Origin of the sequence: Streptomyces sp. NPDC048643 (genome assembly GCF_040650615.1) — a bacterium.
Classification (GTDB): domain Bacteria; phylum Actinomycetota; class Actinomycetes; order Streptomycetales; family Streptomycetaceae; genus Streptomyces.
Genome location: NZ_JBEZHO010000011.1, coordinates 139,408 through 154,615, shown reverse-complemented (window position 1 = coordinate 154,615; position 15,208 = coordinate 139,408). Strand labels below are relative to the sequence as shown.

The window sequence follows — 15,208 nt, the reverse complement described above, 5'->3', positions numbered from 1 at the left end:
GACGGCGAAGCCCTGCGCGAACTCCCGCAGGAACCGGGAGATCGCGCGGGGGACGGTCCGGGAACAGCGGCCTGAACTGTTCGTACGCGCAGGCGACTTCGGCGAAGCCGCGAAAAAACAGGCATCTTGACCCGCCCGCGTTGAACACTCTTCGTCACCTCTCGCGTACTTCCGGGAAAGGTGGGAGCCGGGTGAGCAGCGAGGGATGGCGATGGTGGTCACGGTGCACGACTCCGCGGGCGAGCTGGTCGCCGGGAGATACCAGCTGCTCGATGTCGTCCTGCGCGAGGAGGGCCGGACCTGCTGGCTCGGTCAGGACTCCGCCCTGCGTCGGCCGGTCGTCCTGACCTGGTCGCGCGTGGCGGCCCCGGCCCCGGTGCGCGGGGAGTCGACGGCAGGGGCCGACGAGGCGGACGCTCTACGCGGGGAGACCGGGGGTCGGGTCGCCGACCGCATCCTGCGGGCGGCCCGGGTTCTCGGGGCCGCCTGTCCCGGCCGGGTGGCCGCGGTCCTCGACGTGATCGAGGAGCCCGGCTCCGTGTGGACGGTCACGGAGCGGCCCCCGGGTGCCCCGCTGACGGAACTCCTCTCGGGCGGCCCCGTCGGGCACGTCCGGGCGGCCCGTATCGGACTCGGCGTCCTCGATGTCCTCGCCGCGGCCCACGGCGAGGGCGTAACGCACGGGGAGCTCGGTCCGGGACAGGTGTGGACGGACGAGTTCGGCACCGTCACGGTCACGGGCTTCGGTCAGACGGAGTCCGACGACGCGCCGCGCCTCACCGCTCCCGCGTACGCCTCTCCCGAACAGGCCCGCGGTGAGGGCGGCGCAGCGGCGGCCGACCTGTGGGCGCTGGGCGCGATGATGTACGCCATGTCCGAGGGGCGGCCCGCCGTCCGGGACCGCGGCCGGCTGGACGCCACGCTCCGGGCGGTGGACCGGCTGCCGATCAGGGCGCCGCTGCGCGCCGGTCCGCTCGCGCCGGCCGTCCAGGGCCTGCTGCGCTGGGACCCCGTGGAGCGCATTCCGGAAGCCGTCGTGCGCGAGGCCCTGACCCGCATCCTCCGGCAGGACCTCGAAGAGGCCGAAGCGCCCGGGCCGCCCAGCGCGTTCTTCGGTCCCGGCGGCTTCGTCCCGGACCGGGAGGGGGATGCGCGACCCGTGGGACGCGCACGGGGAGGGCGGCTCGCCGGCCGAAGCGTGCTGCTGGGCGGCGCGCTCGTCGCCACGGTCGCGGTCCTCGCGGTGCTCGCCGTGACGGGCGGGCTGCCGGGCGGGGACACGACCGGCGCGTCCGCCTCCCCGTCCACGCCCTCGCGGTCCGTCGGCGCGCTGCCGCCGGGCCCGGTCCCCACGGCCCCCGTCGCGCCCTCCGGCCGTACTCCCTCGGGCTCGCCGTCGCCGTCGCCGTCCGACGGCGCCGGCGGGAAGCTGCCGCCCGGCTTCGCCACCTACCGGGCGGCCCAGGGGTTCTCCGTGGCCCTTCCCCGGGAGTGGAAGCCCGTGCAGACCCAGACGTCGGGCGATCTCTCGTACCGGGTCACCTTCGGCGCGAGCGGCGATCCGCGCACCCTGGCCGTCACGTACAGCACGCAGCTCGGTCCGGACCCGGTCGCCGTGTGGAGCGACCTGGAGCCCGCCCTGCGCGCCGACACCCCCGGATACCGACGGGTGGGCGCCATCCGGGCCGTGAACTACCGCGGCAGGAAGGGCGCCGACATGGAGTGGTACTCGGGGTCGGGGGCCGAGCGGCTGCGCACGTTCGGCCGCGGGTTCCTCGTCGGCGACCACCGGGGCTTCTCGCTGCGCTGGACCACCCCCGCGGCCGACCGGGGCACGCCGACGGACCGGCGGGCCCTGGACGCCGTGCTCACGTCCTTCCGGCCCCCGGTGGGCTGAGACGCCGTCATCAGGGGTTCACGTCAATGTCCTTCCGGAATACGGAAGTCGGGTCTTCGCAGCGCCAGCCACAACGCGACCTCCTCGGCGATGGGCTGCCCGGTCTCCAGTTCGACGAAGCCGAACTGGCCGCCCTGGTTGCACTCCAGGAACCACCACACGCCGTCCGCGTCCTCGGCGAAGTCGAAGGCCGCGTAGGCGAGTCCGGTGAAGACGAGGTAGTCGTGGACCGCGCGGGCGATGCGCTCGGGCACCGCCGCCAGCGGCTCCCAGCCGTTCCCCGTCTCGCCGAACCGGCCGTCCACCTGACCGGGCTCTGCGGCCTTGCGGGCCGCGAACATCCGGTTGCCGATCGCGGTGAGCCGGATGTCGGCCCGCTTGGGGATGTAGGCCTGGAGCAGTGCGGGGCCGGCCGCCACGCCGGAGAAGTCCGTGTCCGGTCCGACGAGTGTGGTCGGCAGGGCCACCCGGGGTTCGCCGGGCGGCGGTCCCGACGCCGACTTCACCACGACGTCCCGGTACTCCTGGACGAACTGCTGGGCCACCCGTGGAGCGGTGGTGATGACCGTGGGCGGCACCGCGAATCCGCTGCTGTGCGCCACCCGCAGCTGCCAGGGCTTGTGCCGCGCCTGTTCGGCGCGGCGCGGGTGGTTCATCCAGCGGGTCGAGGCCGAGTAGAGCATGCCGAACAGGGCCTGCCGTGTCTCGGCGGTGAGCCACGCGGAGGGCTCGGCGGCGTGCGCCGCCGGCTCGCCCGGCCTGCGCACCCATACGGAGCGCAGGCCTCCCATGCTGAGCACATGGCCGTTGACCGACAGGTAGCCGTCGAAGTCACCGTGGGCGTAGTCGGCGGAGAGCACCGCCTTGCCGGGCAGGTCGGCAGGGTCGAGGCGCACCATGGGCACGCCTCGCTCATGCAGTTTGGCCACCACCATGTCGGCGGTGACGTCCTGATCGGCCGTGAGAATGAGAACCGTCATGCGCGCGTTTCCGTCAGTCGTCGAAGTGCGTCTGGGAACCGGCCGTCGACGTCGTGGTGCCGGTCGCCAGCAGCAGCGCGCGATCGGTGACGGCCGGGCGGCCGTCGGGCAGCACGTTCAGTTGCAGGGCCGTATCGAAGTGGTACGGGGGTATTGCGGCCGACTGCCCTGAGGGCAGGGCGTAGTTGAGAGTGAACGGTCGCACGAAAAATCCTCCCGCGGTCGCACGATGGTCGGCACCCACCCGTACGTGACACGGCCGTAAGGAATTCATCACTTTCCGCCACATCGGGGTGAAGGCCATCACATCGCGTCGTTTCTGGCTTACTTGTTTCGGATTTACTTGGGTGTCCGCTTGGTTCCGCTCCACGCGTGGTGACTTGGTTTCCACGCAGAGCTTGGGCCAATGCTTCATTCTCCGTGACATCAACGCCCCACCATCCCAGGAGAGTTCCCGGTGACCGTTGCCATCGCCCCGACCGAAGATTTCGTCGTGCGCCCCGAGGTTCCGAACCCCGTCGAGCGGGACGCCCGCGACTTCGGCGCCTACGCGCGGACCGGCGGCTGGGCCTTCGGGCTCAAGGTCGCGCGCAGCGTCCGCCCCGGCGGTCAGTCCGCGGACGAGACGCCCAAGGTGTCCGCGAAGGACTTCGCCGAGATCGCCGGATGCTCCCCGGAGCGGGTCATGCGCTACTACAAGGCGTGGGACAGGGCCGCCGACGACGGTCTCGTCCCGCACTTCGAGATCCTGCTGCCCGGGGAGGACATCGAGCTGCCGGACGCCGAGGTCTGGTCGTCGTACTACGTCTCCCGCTCCAGTGCCGCCTCCGAGCGCGGCACCGCGATCGCCGAGGCGGCGGAGGCCGAGGGCATCCGTCCCACCAAGGCCCTTGAGGTGGCGGAGAACCCGACCGCGCTGCGGGCGGCGATCCTCGCCGACCCGTCCACGGCCCAGGCGGCCCGGGCCGCGCTCCTGGACCGGGTGAAGGAGGACCCGGCCCTCCAGACCGAGCTGGCCCGCGACATCGCCCGCACGGACGAGCTGAAGAAGGCGGTCGCCACCGAGAACAGGGCCGCCGACCGCATCGGCTACGTGCGCCAGATCGCGGAGAAGGGGCAGATCAGGACGCCGGCCGGGCAGACGCTCGACGCCCCGGCCGAACTGCGCTCCGAGGCCGAGCGGCACCTGTCGCTCCTCGACGAGCTCGACGAGGGCGAGGACTCGGGCGAGTGGGCGACCGAGGCGTACGACACGATGAAGAACCTGGTCGTCGAGACGGTGGAGGCCGACCCCGAACTGCGCGTCCAGGAGCGGCGGACGAAGTTCTACAACAGCCTGCAGAAGGCGACGAAGGTCTTCGAGGAGCTGACCTTCGACGACGCCGACGACATCTACGAGGACGACATGGTGCAGCGGCTAGAGGAACTCCAGGAGGCGATCGGCACCGCCATCACGGCGCTGCGCGGAGCGGCGGCCCGGGACTGAACCGGCCGGCACGGCCGCGCGGGAGAGACGCTCCGGCGCGGCCGTGCGCTCACTTCGGCACAGGCTGCGGGTGGGTGACCCGACGGCGCCCGGACGTGGACGCGACGCCGTGCCGGACGGTATGACGGGCTGTCATACGTACCGCTCCGTACGTCAGTCGGCGTCGGGGCCGTAGGAGTCCATGAGGTCGAGCAGGCTCTGCGGGGTGCCCGGACCGAAGCAGACCTCCAGGTTCGCGGCCGACTCGGCCGCCGCCTGCTCCGAACGCGGGAACAGCGCCTCCTCGTACGCGGTCAGGGCCTTCTCGGTGTCGTCCGGGTGGGCGGCGAGGGCCTGGGCGAGTTCGGCGCCGTCGAGCATCGCGAGGTTGGCGCCCTCGCCGGCGAACGGGGACATCAGGTGGGCGGCGTCCCCGAGGAGGGTGACCCCCGGGACGCGCTCCCAGCGCACGCCGACCGGCAGCGCGTGGATCGGCCGGGCGACGAGCGCGCCGTCCGCCTCGGCGACCAGGGAGCGCAGGCTGTCGTCCCAGCCCTCGAAGTGCTCCAGCAGGCTCCGCTTGGCCCCCTCGGTGTCGGAGAAGTCGACGGGTCCCGAGACCGCCCAGTCCGCGGGGGTCCGCAGAGCGGCGTAGACGTGCAGCGAGCCGTCCGGGTCACGGTGGCCGAGGAAACCCTTGCGGTCGGCGAGCGCGAACAGGAGACCACCGCCGACCACGGCCGCGCCCTTCGGGTGCCGGGTGTCAGCGTCCTCGAGGTGCATCTCGACGAAGGACAGACCCGCGTACACCGGGGTGGCGTCGGTGAGCAGCGGCCGCACCCTGGACCAGGCCCCGTCGGCCCCGATCAGGAGGTCGGCGGTGAAGGTGCTCCCGTCGGCGAGCGTCACCTCGTGGCGACCCCCGTCGAGGGTCCGTACGGCGGTGACCTTGGCGCCCCAGCGGACGGTGCCCTCGGGCAGGGAGCCGAGCAGGACGTCGCGCAGGGCGCCTCGGGAGACCTCCGGGCGCTGGCCGTCCTCGCCCGAGTCCTCGCGCAGGAGCGTGCCGTCCTTGTCGACGATGCGGGTGGCCTCACCGCCGGCGTGGATGATCGCGCGGAACGCGTCGTAGAGCCCCGCGGCGCGCAGCGCGGCCTGCCCGGACTCCTCGTGCATGTCGAGCATGCCGCCCTGGCGGCGGGCGGTCGGCGAGGCGTCGAGGTCGTACACGGCGGCCTCGACGCCCTTGAGGTGCAGGACACGGGCGAGCATGAGGCCGCCGAGTCCGGCGCCGATCACGGCGATGGGGTGGTGGGGGGTGGTCGTCATGACTGTCTCCTTGCGCTGTGGGGCCGGCGTCGTCGTGGGGCGAAGCCGCGCCGTGGTCACGGCCGGAGGCCGGCGGCGGTCACGGGGTGTCGGTCGGGGGCGGGGTGCCGGGCACGTCGCGGATGTCCGGGCGGGGTGTGTGCAGAACGCCGTTGATCAGGACCTGGAGACCCCAGTGGAGGCGGGCCTCGCCCGGTCCGGACAGCAGGTCGGTGCCCAGTTCGGCGATGTGCGGGTGCCGTTCGCCGGAGGCGCCGCGCACGGCCGCGGAGAGCGCCGCCCACTCCCCCTCGCTGTCGGCCGGGTCCTTTTCCCCCGCCGCGTGCTCCGCCGCGGTGGCGGTGGCGAACTGGAGCAGCGCGTCGATGCCCCAGGCCGCTCGCGGTCCGGGGACCCCGCCCTCGTCGAGCAGGGACAGCAGCGCCTCGACCAGGTCGAGGTAGCGCTCGCCGGAGGGGCGGGCCACCAGCGCGGACCGGGCGAGCCCCGGGTGCTCGAACAGGACGTCGGTGTAGGAGGTGAGGACCCGCACGAGCCGGTCGCGCCAGTCGCCGTCACCGCGGACCGGGCTCAGGTCGACCCCGCCGAGGAGGTCGTCGAGCACGGCGGCGTGCAGCTCAGCGGTGTTGCGCACGTAGACGTAGAGCGAGGCCGGACCGGTGTCGAGTTCCTGCGCCAGGCGGCGCATGGTCACACGCCGAAGGCCTTCGGCCCGCATCAGCGCGACGGCGGTCCGGACGATGCCGTCCCTGGTCAGGGCCGGCTTCGCGGGGCGTTCGCGGCGGCTGGGGCGAGGGGCGGGGTGTTCTGTCACTCCTCCACAGTAACGAACATGTTCGTTGCGAACAAGTTCGGCGCGAACACGTTCGTCATGGCGCGCGTCCTCGCCGCGCAAGCCGTCCCCGCGTACACAGCGCGCCGGTGAGTAGCCGTACTCATGTCCCCGCCCCGGCGCTCCCCGACCATGGGGGCACCTGCATCCCAAGGAGCCCGCTCATGCCCGGATCAGCGCTCGCCCCGTCCTCCCGGCACCCGCTCTCCCCCGAGCAGGACCGACGCCGCACGTTGCCCGCCGTGCTCGTCGGCGTGGTGGTGCTGGGCATGGCCGCCTCCGCCTGGCGTCCGCACGACCTGACGACCTGGCTGCTGGAGACGGTGTGGGTGCTCGTCGGGCTGCCGCTGGCGCTGCTGACCTGGCGCCGCTTCCCGCTGACGAACCTGCTCTGCTGTCTGCTCGCGGCGCACGCGCTGGTGCTCGCGGCGGGCGGCCACTGGACCTACGCGCAGGTCCCGCTCGGCGACTGGGTGCGCGACGGGCTCGGACTCGACCGCAATCCGTACGACCGGTTCGGGCACCTCATGCAGGGCTTCGTGCCGGCGGTCCTGGTACGGGAGGTGCTCAGCCGGACGTCACCCCTGCGGGGCAGCCGGTGGCTCGCGCCGCTGACCGTGTGCGCCTGTCTCGCCTTCAGCGCCCTGTTCGAGCTGTTCGAGTGGGCGGCGGCGGTGATCGGCGGACACGCGGCGGACGACTTCCTGGCGACCCAGGGCGACGTCTGGGACACCCAGTGGGACATGTTCTGCGCCCTGATCGGCGCGGTCGTCTCGGTGCTGGTGCTCAGCCGGCTGCACGACCGGCAGCTCGGCACCCTCCCGGCGGCGGAGCGGCCCTCCAGGACCTGACGTCCGCCGCCGGGTACGGAACCGCCGGCTACCAGCGGCCCTCGACCTGCTCCTTGATCCGTCGCTCGTACAGCTCCTCGACGGCGTCCAGCGTCGCGCGCGACAGCTCGGGGAGCTTCGCCGCCGTCGCGTTGAGCCGCGCCTGCTCGGGGGAGCGCGCGCCGGGGATCACCGTGGTCACCCCCGGCTGCTGCACGATCCAGCGCAGCGCCAGCTGGGCCGGCGTGTAGCCCTCGGGGGCGAGCGCGGAGAACTCGGCCGCCGCTTCCACCCCCGTGGCGAAGTCGACCCCGGAGAAGGTCTCGCCCTGGTCGAAGGCCTCGCCGTGGCGGTTGTACGTCCGGTGATCGTCGGCCGAGAACACGGTGTCCTTGGTGTACTTGCCGGACAGCAGACCGGAGGCGAGCGGAACCCGGGCGATGATCCCGACGCCCGCTTCCCTGGCGGCCGGCAGCACCTCCCGCAGCGGCTTCATCCGGAAGGCGTTGAGGATGATCTGCACGCTCGCCACGTTCGGGCGGGCGATCGCGGTCAGCGCCTCGGCGCACGTCTCGACACTCACGCCGTACGCCGCGATCCGCTCCTCCTCGACCAGGGTGTCGAGGGCGTCGTACACCGCGTCCGAGGAGTACACCGGGGTCGGCGGGCAGTGCAGCTGCACCAGGTCGATCCGGTCGACGCCGAGATTGCGCCGCGAACGATCGTTCCAGGCACGGAAGTTGTCGAGTACGTAGTTCTCCGGGACCTGGTCGACGCGGCGGCCCATCTTGGTGGCGACCTCGACGTGCAGGTCCGGCCTCGCGCTGAGGAACGTCGCGATGGTCTCCTCGCTGCGCCCGTCGCCGTACACGTCGGCGGTGTCGAAGAACGTCACCCCCGACTCCGCCGCCGCCTCCAGAACGGTGAGGGCGTCCTTCTCGCTCACCTCGCCCCAGTCGGCACCCAGCTGCCAGGTGCCGAGACCGATGACCGACGCATGCTGACCCGACCTGTGGAATTCGCGCTCGTCCATGGCGTCAGTCTGACACTTCCTCCCGGCCGTACCGGACGCCCCCGCTCCGCGCGTCCCGTGCCCGCGGCGCCGTCGCCCGCCGGCGGCGCGTGCGTCCCGCCGGCCGACCCGGTGCCGGACGGCGCGTCCGTCCCGACGCGATCGCCGGCGCGGACGCGCTTCAAGAAGTGAACCGCGGACCACGGTCCCACCGCGCTCGTCGGATGAATACCCTTTGAACCGGGTCGAGTTGGCCGAACCTCGCCCCTTTGGGTCCTTCAACTCCTCATGCACTCCTTCAATTTCGAACGGTTCCTTGTTTCATCTCTTGACGCCCCTGGTGCAGACCTTTAGGTTCACCGATCACCACAACTCCATGAATGCAGTTGCTGTTCATGGACATGAACACCCCCCACCATCAGCCGTCTGTGAAGGGCTGTGAATCCCCCAGATGATCCATTCATCTCTCGCGCGCTCCACCGCGCTCCGCGTCATCCTCTCCACCGCCGCACTCACGCTCTCCGTCGGCGCCCTGAGCGCCACCCCCGCCGCTGCCGCCACCGGCACGATCACCGGGCTCGGCGGCAAGTGTCTCGACGTCGCCTCCGCCAGCTCGGCGAACGGCACCGCCGTCCAGCTCTACGACTGCAACGGCACCGCCGCCCAGCAGTGGACGGTCGGCTCGGACGGCACGGTCCGCGCGCTCGGCAAGTGCCTCGACATCACCGGCAACTCCACCGCCAACGGTGCGCGCCTCCAGCTGTGGGACTGCGGCGGCGGCGCGAACCAGAAGTGGACGGTCACCGCCGCCCGCGACCTCGTCAATCCGCAGTCGAACAAGTGCGCAGACGTCACCGGCAACACCTCGGCCAACGCGACTCCCGTCCAGATATGGAGCTGCACGGGCGCCGCCAACCAGAAGTGGACCGCGCCCGGCAGCGGCGGCACGGCTCCGAGCGCGCCGATGGCCGTCGCCCCCTACCTGTACAACGGCTGGGGCAGCCCCCCGAACCCGGCGACGGTCATGAACGCGACCGGCGTGAAGTGGTTCACCCTGGCCTTCGTGCTCAGCAACGGCTACTGCAATCCGCAGTGGGACGGCAGCCGCGCGCTGACCGGCGGTGTCGACCAGCAGACGGTCAACACCGTCCGCGCGAACGGCGGCGACATCATCCCGTCGTTCGGCGGCTACAGCGGCAACAAGCTGGAGAGCTCCTGCTCCAGCGCGGGCGAACTCGCCGCCGCCTACCAGAAGGTCATCAACGCCTACGGACTCAAGGCCATCGACATCGACATCGAGGCCGACGCCTACAGCAACGGGACCGTCCAGCAGCGCACGGTCGACGCCCTCAAGACGGTGAAGGCGAACAACCCCGGTCTGAAGGTGTACGTCACCATCGGCACCGGCACGAGCGGCCCCGACACCAGCCTCATCAACCGCGCCGCCAACTCCGGTCTGAGCATCGACAGCTGGACCATCATGCCGTTCGACTTCGGCGGCGCCGGCCAGAACATGGGGACGCTCACCACCCGGGCCGCCGAGGGCCTGAAGACCGCGCTCAAGAACGCCTACGGCTACAGCGACGACCAGGCGTACCGGGACATGGGCATCTCCTCCATGAACGGGATCACCGACCAGAACGAGACGGTGACCGTCGCCGACTTCCAGACGATCCTCGGCTACGCGCAGCAGCACCATCTGGCACGCCTGACCTTCTGGTCGGTCAACCGGGACCGCCCCTGCACGAGCGGGGTCGCCGACAGCTGCTCCGGCGTGGGCCAGTCGGACTGGGACTACACGCGCGTCCTCGCGAAGTACACCGGCTGATCTTCGTCACACCCCCCACCAGCGCAGGAGTGCTCCCATGTCCAGATCCACCCTGTCCAGAGACAGAAGAACGTCCGGCCGGCACCGGATACCGAGACTGCTCACGGTGACCGCCCTCGTGGCGACGACGCTGTCGGGTCTGTCCGTCGCGGCGCAGGGCGACGCGGTGGCCGCCACCGGCGCGGCCACCGCGGCCGCGGCCCTGCCGACCGGCTGGGCCACCGTCGTCAACGCGGGCAGCGGCAAGTGCGTCGACGCCCGTGCCGCCGGTACGGCCGACGGAACGGCCGTCCAGCAGTACGCCTGCAACAGCAGCCAGGCGCAGCAGTGGCGCCTCACGGCCACCTCGGGCGGCTACTACCGGGTCGACAACCGCGCCGACGCGACCAAGGCCTGGGACGTCACCGGCGTCTCGGCGGCGGACGCCGCCCCGGTCCAGCTGTGGACGTACAGCAGCGGGACCAACCAGCAGTGGCAGGCCGTGGCGGAGTCCGGCGGCGCCTACCACTTCGTGAACCGCAACAGCGGCAAGTGCCTCGACGTGCCGAGCGCGTCGACCGCCGACAGCGTGCAGCTCCAGCAGTACACGTGCAACGGCTCGGCGGCGCAGTCCTTCTCCGTCAACCCCGTCGACGTCCAACAGCCGCCCGGCACACCGGACCTCGGCCCGAACGTCACCGTCTTCGACCCGTCGACGCCGGCGGCCACCATCCAGAGCAGCCTCGACGCGGCGTTCTCGCAGCAGCAGACCAACCAGTTCGGCACCGCGCGCAAGGCCTTCCTCTTCAAGCCCGGCACGTACGACGCCAACGCGAACGTCGGGTTCTACACCCAGGTGGCGGGCCTCGGCCTGTCCCCGGACGACGTCACGATCCGCGGTGCGGTGCACGCCGAGGCGGACTGGTTCCAGGGCAACGCGACCCAGAACTTCTGGCGTTCGGCGGAGAACCTGTCGGTGACCCCGACGTCGGGTTCCGACCGGTGGGCGGTGTCACAGGCAGCGCCGTACCGGCGGATGCACCTGCGGGGCAACCTCGCCCTCGACGACGGCGGCTGGTCCAGCGGCGGCTACATGGCCGACACCAGGATCGACGGTCAGGTCAACTCCGGCTCGCAGCAGCAGTGGCTGTCGCGGAACACCGAGTGGTCCAACTGGACCGGCTCGAACTGGAACATGGTGTTCGTCGGCGCGAAGAACGCTCCCGCGAACAGCTTCCCCAGCCCGCCGTACACCACGGTGAACCAGACCCCCGTCTCCCGCGAGAAGCCGTTCCTGTACGTCGACGCCGCGGGCGCCTGGAAGGTGTTCGTGCCCGCCGTCCGCACCAACTCGACCGGTGTCTCGTGGGGTTCGGGGACGCCGGCCGGTACGTCGCTGCCGCTCTCGGACTTCTTCGTCGTGAAGCCGGGCGCGACGGCCGCGCAGCTGAACGACGCACTGGCGCAGGGCAAGAACCTGCTGGTGACGCCGGGCGTCTACCACCTCGACCAGACGCTCAAGGTCACCCGCCCCGACACCGTGGTGCTGGGTCTCGGCCTCGCGACCCTCATCCCCGACAACGGCATCACCGCCATGACGGTCGCCGACGTGGACGGCGTCCAGCTCGCCGGTCTGCTGATCGACGCCGGCACCACCAACTCCGCGCAACTGCTGGAGATGGGGCCGAGCGGTTCGGCCGCGGACCACGCCGCCGACCCCAGTTCACTGCACGACGTGTTCTTCCGCATCGGCGGCGCGGGCGTGGGGAAGGCCACCACCAGCCTGACGATCAACAGCGACGACGTCATCGGCGACCACCTGTGGCTGTGGCGCGCGGACCACGGCAGCGGAGTCGGCTGGACCAGCAACACGGCCGACACCGGACTCGTCGTGAACGGCGACGACGTGACCATGTACGGCCTGTTCGTCGAGCACTACCAGAAGTACCAGACCGTCTGGAACGGCAACGGCGGGCGCACGTACTTCTACCAGAACGAGATGCCGTACGACCCGCCCAACCAGGCGGCCTGGATGAACGGTTCGACGCAGGGCTACGCCGCCTACAAGGTCGCGCCGTCCGTGACGAGCCATCAGGTGTACGGCTTCGGCAGCTACTGCTACTTCAACGTCAACTCGTCCGTCGCGGCCGAGCACGCCATCGAGGCGCCGAACAACGCCAACGTGCGCTTCAAGGACATGGTGACGGTCTCGCTGGGCGGCACCGGCACCATCCGGCACGTGGTCAACGACCGGGGCGGGCCCTCCAACTCCTCGACCAACGTCGCCAACCTCGTCAGCTACCCCTGACCCGTCCGGGAAGGACCGTCCGATGCACATCAGCAGATCCGGTCCGGCACGCGGGATCCTCGGATTCCTCGTCCTGCTGGCGACCCTGCTCGGCCTGGCCTCACCGCCGGCCGCGCACGCGAACACCACGGCGGCGCCCTTCAAGGTGCTCGCCCTCTACAACGGCACCTGGGACGCGGCCCACATCAGCTTCGTCCACGAGGCCAACGACTGGTTCCCGAAGCAGGCCGCGGCGAACGGCTTCACCTACACGGCCAGCAACAACTGGGACCTGCTCGGCAACGGGGGCGTGAACGCCTACCAGGTCGTGCTGTTCCTCGACGACCTGCCGCAGACCGCGGCCCAACGCACCGGTTTCGAGCAGTACATGCGTGGGGGCGGCGCCTGGATGGGCTTCCACGTGTCGGCCTTCACCACCGACGCGCAGAGCTGGCCCTGGTACCACAACCAGTTCCTCGGCACCGGCGACTTCCGTTCCAACACCTGGGGGCCGACCACGGCCGTCCTCAAGGTGGAGGACCGGACCCATCCCTCCACCGTGAACCTGCCAGCGACGTTCACCTCGTCGGTCAGCGAGTGGTACAGCTGGTCCAACGACCTGCGGCAGAACCCGGACATCCGGATCCTCGCCTCGATCGACCCCAGCAGCTTCCCGCTGGGCACGGACCCGAACCAGACCTGGTACAGCGGCTACTACCCGATCCTGTGGACCAACACGAAGTACAAGATGCTGTACGCGAACTTCGGCCACAACGCGATGGACTACGCGACGAACACCACCCTGTCGTCGACCTTCGCGAGCGCGACCCAGAACCGGTTCCTGCTGGACGGGCTGAAGTGGCTCGGCGGAGCGGGCGGGTCGGTGCCGCCGGCCGATCCGATCTCCGAGACCAGCTGGTACTCCCTGGCCAACGCGGGCAACGGCACCTGCGTGGACGCCCGGGCGGCCGCCACGGCCAACGGGACCGCGATCCAGCAGTACGCCTGCAACGGCACGCAGGCGCAGCAGTTCCAGTTCCGCTCGACGGACAGCGGCTACACGCGGATCACGATCCGTCCGAATCCGCAGCAGGTCGTCGACGTGACCGACCGGTCCACGGCCGACAACGCGGCGCTCCAGCTGTGGAGTTGGTCGGGCGGCCAGAACCAGCAGTGGCAGCCGGTGCAGGAGAGCGGCGGGCGCTATCACTTCACCGCCCGGCACAGCGGCAGGTGTCTGACCGCCGCGGGTTCGGCGGCGAACAGTGTGCAGCTCACCCAGCGGGCCTGTGACGGCTCGGCGGCGCAGAGTTTCGCGCTCACCGCGCAGCCCTGACCGGGCCCGGTCACCCGGGTGCCCCCGTCGCGTGCGCGCGGCGGGGGTACCCGTGCGTCGTCGGTCAGCGTGCCAGCCGGGCCAGTTCGGTGCCGGCGAGCAGGAAGGCGCCGACGCCGAAGTCCGCGGTGCTGTCGTACGTGACGGGCTGGCTGGACTCCGGGCGGTCACCGACGCTCTGCACGTAGCCGAGGAAGCCGTCGGGGTGCACGGCGGTGGCCACGAGGCCGTTCCAGGCGCGGGCGGCGACCGGGAGATGGACCGTGCGGTCGACCAGCCCGGCGGCGACCGCGTACGCGGTGCCGTACAGGAAGAAGGACGTGCCGCTGGTCTCGGGGCCGGGCAGGTGGGCCGGGTCGGCGAGGTTGACGTTCCAGAAGCCGTCCGCGCGCTGCACCCCGGCGACGGCCCGCACCAGGCGGGTGAGCGTGTCGCGGTACTCGGCGGTGTGGGCCTCGGTGGAGGGCAGCGCCTTGAGCGTCTTCACGTGGCCGCCGGCCACCCAGCCGTTTCCGCGGGACCAGACGACGGGCTTGCCCGAGGGCGAGACGATGCCGCCGGGCAGGAAGCGTTTGTCGCGATACCAGAGGCCGCTCGTGGCGTCGTACAGACCGGGGCCGCCCTCGGCCCGCTTGGTGTGGTCGTAGAGGGAGTAGAGCTTCTGCCGGTATCGCGGGTCCGCGCGCAGGGCGCCGATGCGGGCGAAGGGCGGCATGGCCATGTGGAGGGCGTCGTCCCACCACCAGTCGTCGTTCTTGTCCGGCTGGTCCTCGTAGACCATCCGGTGCAACGACGTCTCGATCGCGGCGAGTTTGCGTTCCTCGGGCTCGCGCTCGTAGAGGTCGAGGTAGGCCTGCCCCGCGCAGTGGTTGTCGGCATGGCGTGTGGTCACGCCGCCGCTGAGGCCGTACGCGTGCTTCTCCGCCCAGTTCCGGGCGTAGGTCAGGTAGCGGGAGCTGCCCGTCAGCCCCTGGAGGGCGAGCAGTCCGCTGAAGAAGGTGGCGTTGGCCCAGCCGTTGTCGCCGGGGTCCGTGTGGGCGCCGGTCCACTGGTCGGCCACGCGGCGCAGGACGGCGGTGATCGCGGCCCGTGACGGCAGGGTCGGTGCCGCGGCCCGTGGGGAGGCCTGAGCGGTGCCGGAGAGGGTGGGGAGGAGGGCCGCGGAGGCCGTGAGAGCGGCCGCGCCGGAGAGCAGGCGTCGTCTGTCCATGTGAACAACTCCTACGGATGGGGACTCCCATCCTCAACTCCCGTCACTGCGACTGTCCATGACCAGGCGTCAACTTGTCGCGAAGTGGCTCCCGTTCAGAGACGAGCACGCGCTTCGCGTCCGGAAATCGCGTTCGTCCGTACGGTCGGTGCGGACGTCCGGCGCGGACGGAGGCTCCAGCACGGCGGGCGGTGCCCCTCCTGGGGTCACCGCCCGTATCGCC

12 protein-coding genes are annotated in these 15,208 nt (G+C 71.3%); 6 read left to right on the top strand and 6 right to left on the bottom strand.

Annotation, left to right across the window (positions count from 1 at the left end; all coding sequences use genetic code 11):
• Positions 1-205 precede the first annotated feature (205 nt).
• Positions 206-1,897 carry a serine/threonine protein kinase gene (locus tag AB0C62_RS14160; RefSeq protein ID WP_362972784.1) on the top strand — a complete coding sequence of 564 codons (1,692 nt, stop codon included), beginning with the start codon at positions 206-208 and terminating at the stop codon, positions 1,895-1,897.
• Between the two features lie 23 nt (positions 1,898-1,920).
• Here the strand turns inward: AB0C62_RS14160 and tgmB are convergent, their stop codons facing one another.
• Both tgmB and tgmA read right to left on the bottom strand, forming a co-directional pair.
• Positions 1,921-2,877 (bottom strand): ATP-grasp ribosomal peptide maturase, encoded by a 957-nt coding sequence (gene tgmB / locus AB0C62_RS14155; RefSeq protein ID WP_362972782.1) that lies wholly within the window; start codon positions 2,875-2,877, stop codon positions 1,921-1,923.
• Positions 2,878-2,890: 13 nt separating this feature from the next.
• Positions 2,891-3,082: a putative ATP-grasp-modified RiPP gene (gene tgmA / locus AB0C62_RS14150; protein ID WP_081220744.1), complete on the bottom strand. Its 192-nt coding sequence runs from the start codon at positions 3,080-3,082 to the stop codon at positions 2,891-2,893.
• Between the two features lie 264 nt (positions 3,083-3,346).
• Here tgmA and AB0C62_RS14145 point away from each other — a divergent pair, with 264 nt between their 5' ends.
• On the top strand, positions 3,347-4,363 hold the full coding sequence (locus AB0C62_RS14145; protein WP_362972902.1) for a hypothetical protein: 1,017 nt from the start codon (positions 3,347-3,349) through the stop codon (positions 4,361-4,363).
• A gap of 153 nt (positions 4,364-4,516) precedes the next feature.
• Here AB0C62_RS14145 and AB0C62_RS14140 read toward each other — a convergent pair whose 3' ends face one another.
• Both AB0C62_RS14140 and AB0C62_RS14135 read right to left on the bottom strand, forming a co-directional pair.
• Positions 4,517-5,671 carry an NAD(P)/FAD-dependent oxidoreductase gene (locus AB0C62_RS14140; protein WP_362972780.1) on the bottom strand — a complete coding sequence of 385 codons (1,155 nt, stop codon included), beginning with the start codon at positions 5,669-5,671 and terminating at the stop codon, positions 4,517-4,519.
• A gap of 79 nt (positions 5,672-5,750) precedes the next feature.
• Entirely contained in the window at positions 5,751-6,485 is a 735-nt protein-coding gene (locus AB0C62_RS14135) for a TetR/AcrR family transcriptional regulator (protein WP_362972778.1), read from the bottom strand.
• Positions 6,486-6,667: 182 nt separating this feature from the next.
• Here AB0C62_RS14135 and AB0C62_RS14130 point away from each other — a divergent pair, with 182 nt between their 5' ends.
• On the top strand, positions 6,668-7,354 hold the full coding sequence (locus AB0C62_RS14130; RefSeq protein WP_362972776.1) for a DUF2238 domain-containing protein: 687 nt from the start codon (positions 6,668-6,670) through the stop codon (positions 7,352-7,354).
• Positions 7,355-7,382: 28 nt separating this feature from the next.
• Here the strand turns inward: AB0C62_RS14130 and AB0C62_RS14125 are convergent, their stop codons facing one another.
• Positions 7,383-8,366, bottom strand: coding sequence for an aldo/keto reductase (locus AB0C62_RS14125; protein WP_362972774.1), 984 nt, complete (start codon positions 8,364-8,366; stop codon positions 7,383-7,385).
• Positions 8,367-8,796: 430 nt separating this feature from the next.
• On the opposite strand from AB0C62_RS14125, the gene AB0C62_RS14120 reads away from it, so the two are divergent.
• Genes AB0C62_RS14120 through AB0C62_RS14110 form a run of 3 tightly spaced genes read left to right on the top strand, consistent with a single transcriptional unit; the run spans position 8,797 to position 13,775 of the window.
• A complete protein-coding gene (locus tag AB0C62_RS14120; RefSeq protein WP_362972772.1) occupies positions 8,797-10,173 on the top strand; it encodes an RICIN domain-containing protein in 1,377 nt (458 codons plus the stop codon).
• 37 nt (positions 10,174-10,210) lie between these two features.
• Positions 10,211-12,460, top strand: coding sequence for an RICIN domain-containing protein (locus AB0C62_RS14115; protein ID WP_362972770.1), 2,250 nt, complete (start codon positions 10,211-10,213; stop codon positions 12,458-12,460).
• A gap of 22 nt (positions 12,461-12,482) precedes the next feature.
• The gene (locus AB0C62_RS14110; protein ID WP_362972768.1) at positions 12,483-13,775 is read left to right on the top strand and encodes a ThuA domain-containing protein; all 1,293 of its coding nucleotides are present in this window, start codon (positions 12,483-12,485) and stop codon (positions 13,773-13,775) included.
• Positions 13,776-13,839: 64 nt separating this feature from the next.
• Here AB0C62_RS14110 and AB0C62_RS14105 read toward each other — a convergent pair whose 3' ends face one another.
• Positions 13,840-14,985: a glycoside hydrolase family 88 protein gene (locus AB0C62_RS14105; RefSeq protein ID WP_362972766.1), complete on the bottom strand. Its 1,146-nt coding sequence runs from the start codon at positions 14,983-14,985 to the stop codon at positions 13,840-13,842.
• Positions 14,986-15,208 lie beyond the last annotated feature (223 nt).

What these genes read in the sequence shown, in the direction of transcription:
- AB0C62_RS14160 (WP_362972784.1), top strand. Translation starts at nt 206, where the DNA reads ATGGCGATGGTGGTCACGGTGCACGACTCCGCGGGCGAGCTGGTCGCC.
- tgmB (WP_362972782.1), bottom strand. Translation starts at nt 2,877, where the DNA reads ATGACGGTTCTCATTCTCACGGCCGATCAGGACGTCACCGCCGACATG.
- AB0C62_RS14140 (WP_362972780.1), bottom strand. Translation starts at nt 5,671, where the DNA reads ATGACGACCACCCCCCACCACCCCATCGCCGTGATCGGCGCCGGACTC.
- AB0C62_RS14130 (WP_362972776.1), top strand. Translation starts at nt 6,668, where the DNA reads ATGCCCGGATCAGCGCTCGCCCCGTCCTCCCGGCACCCGCTCTCCCCC.
- AB0C62_RS14125 (WP_362972774.1), bottom strand. Translation starts at nt 8,366, where the DNA reads ATGGACGAGCGCGAATTCCACAGGTCGGGTCAGCATGCGTCGGTCATC.
- AB0C62_RS14120 (WP_362972772.1), top strand. Translation starts at nt 8,797, where the DNA reads ATGATCCATTCATCTCTCGCGCGCTCCACCGCGCTCCGCGTCATCCTC.
- AB0C62_RS14115 (WP_362972770.1), top strand. Translation starts at nt 10,211, where the DNA reads ATGTCCAGATCCACCCTGTCCAGAGACAGAAGAACGTCCGGCCGGCAC.
- AB0C62_RS14110 (WP_362972768.1), top strand. Translation starts at nt 12,483, where the DNA reads ATGCACATCAGCAGATCCGGTCCGGCACGCGGGATCCTCGGATTCCTC.
- AB0C62_RS14105 (WP_362972766.1), bottom strand. Translation starts at nt 14,985, where the DNA reads ATGGACAGACGACGCCTGCTCTCCGGCGCGGCCGCTCTCACGGCCTCC.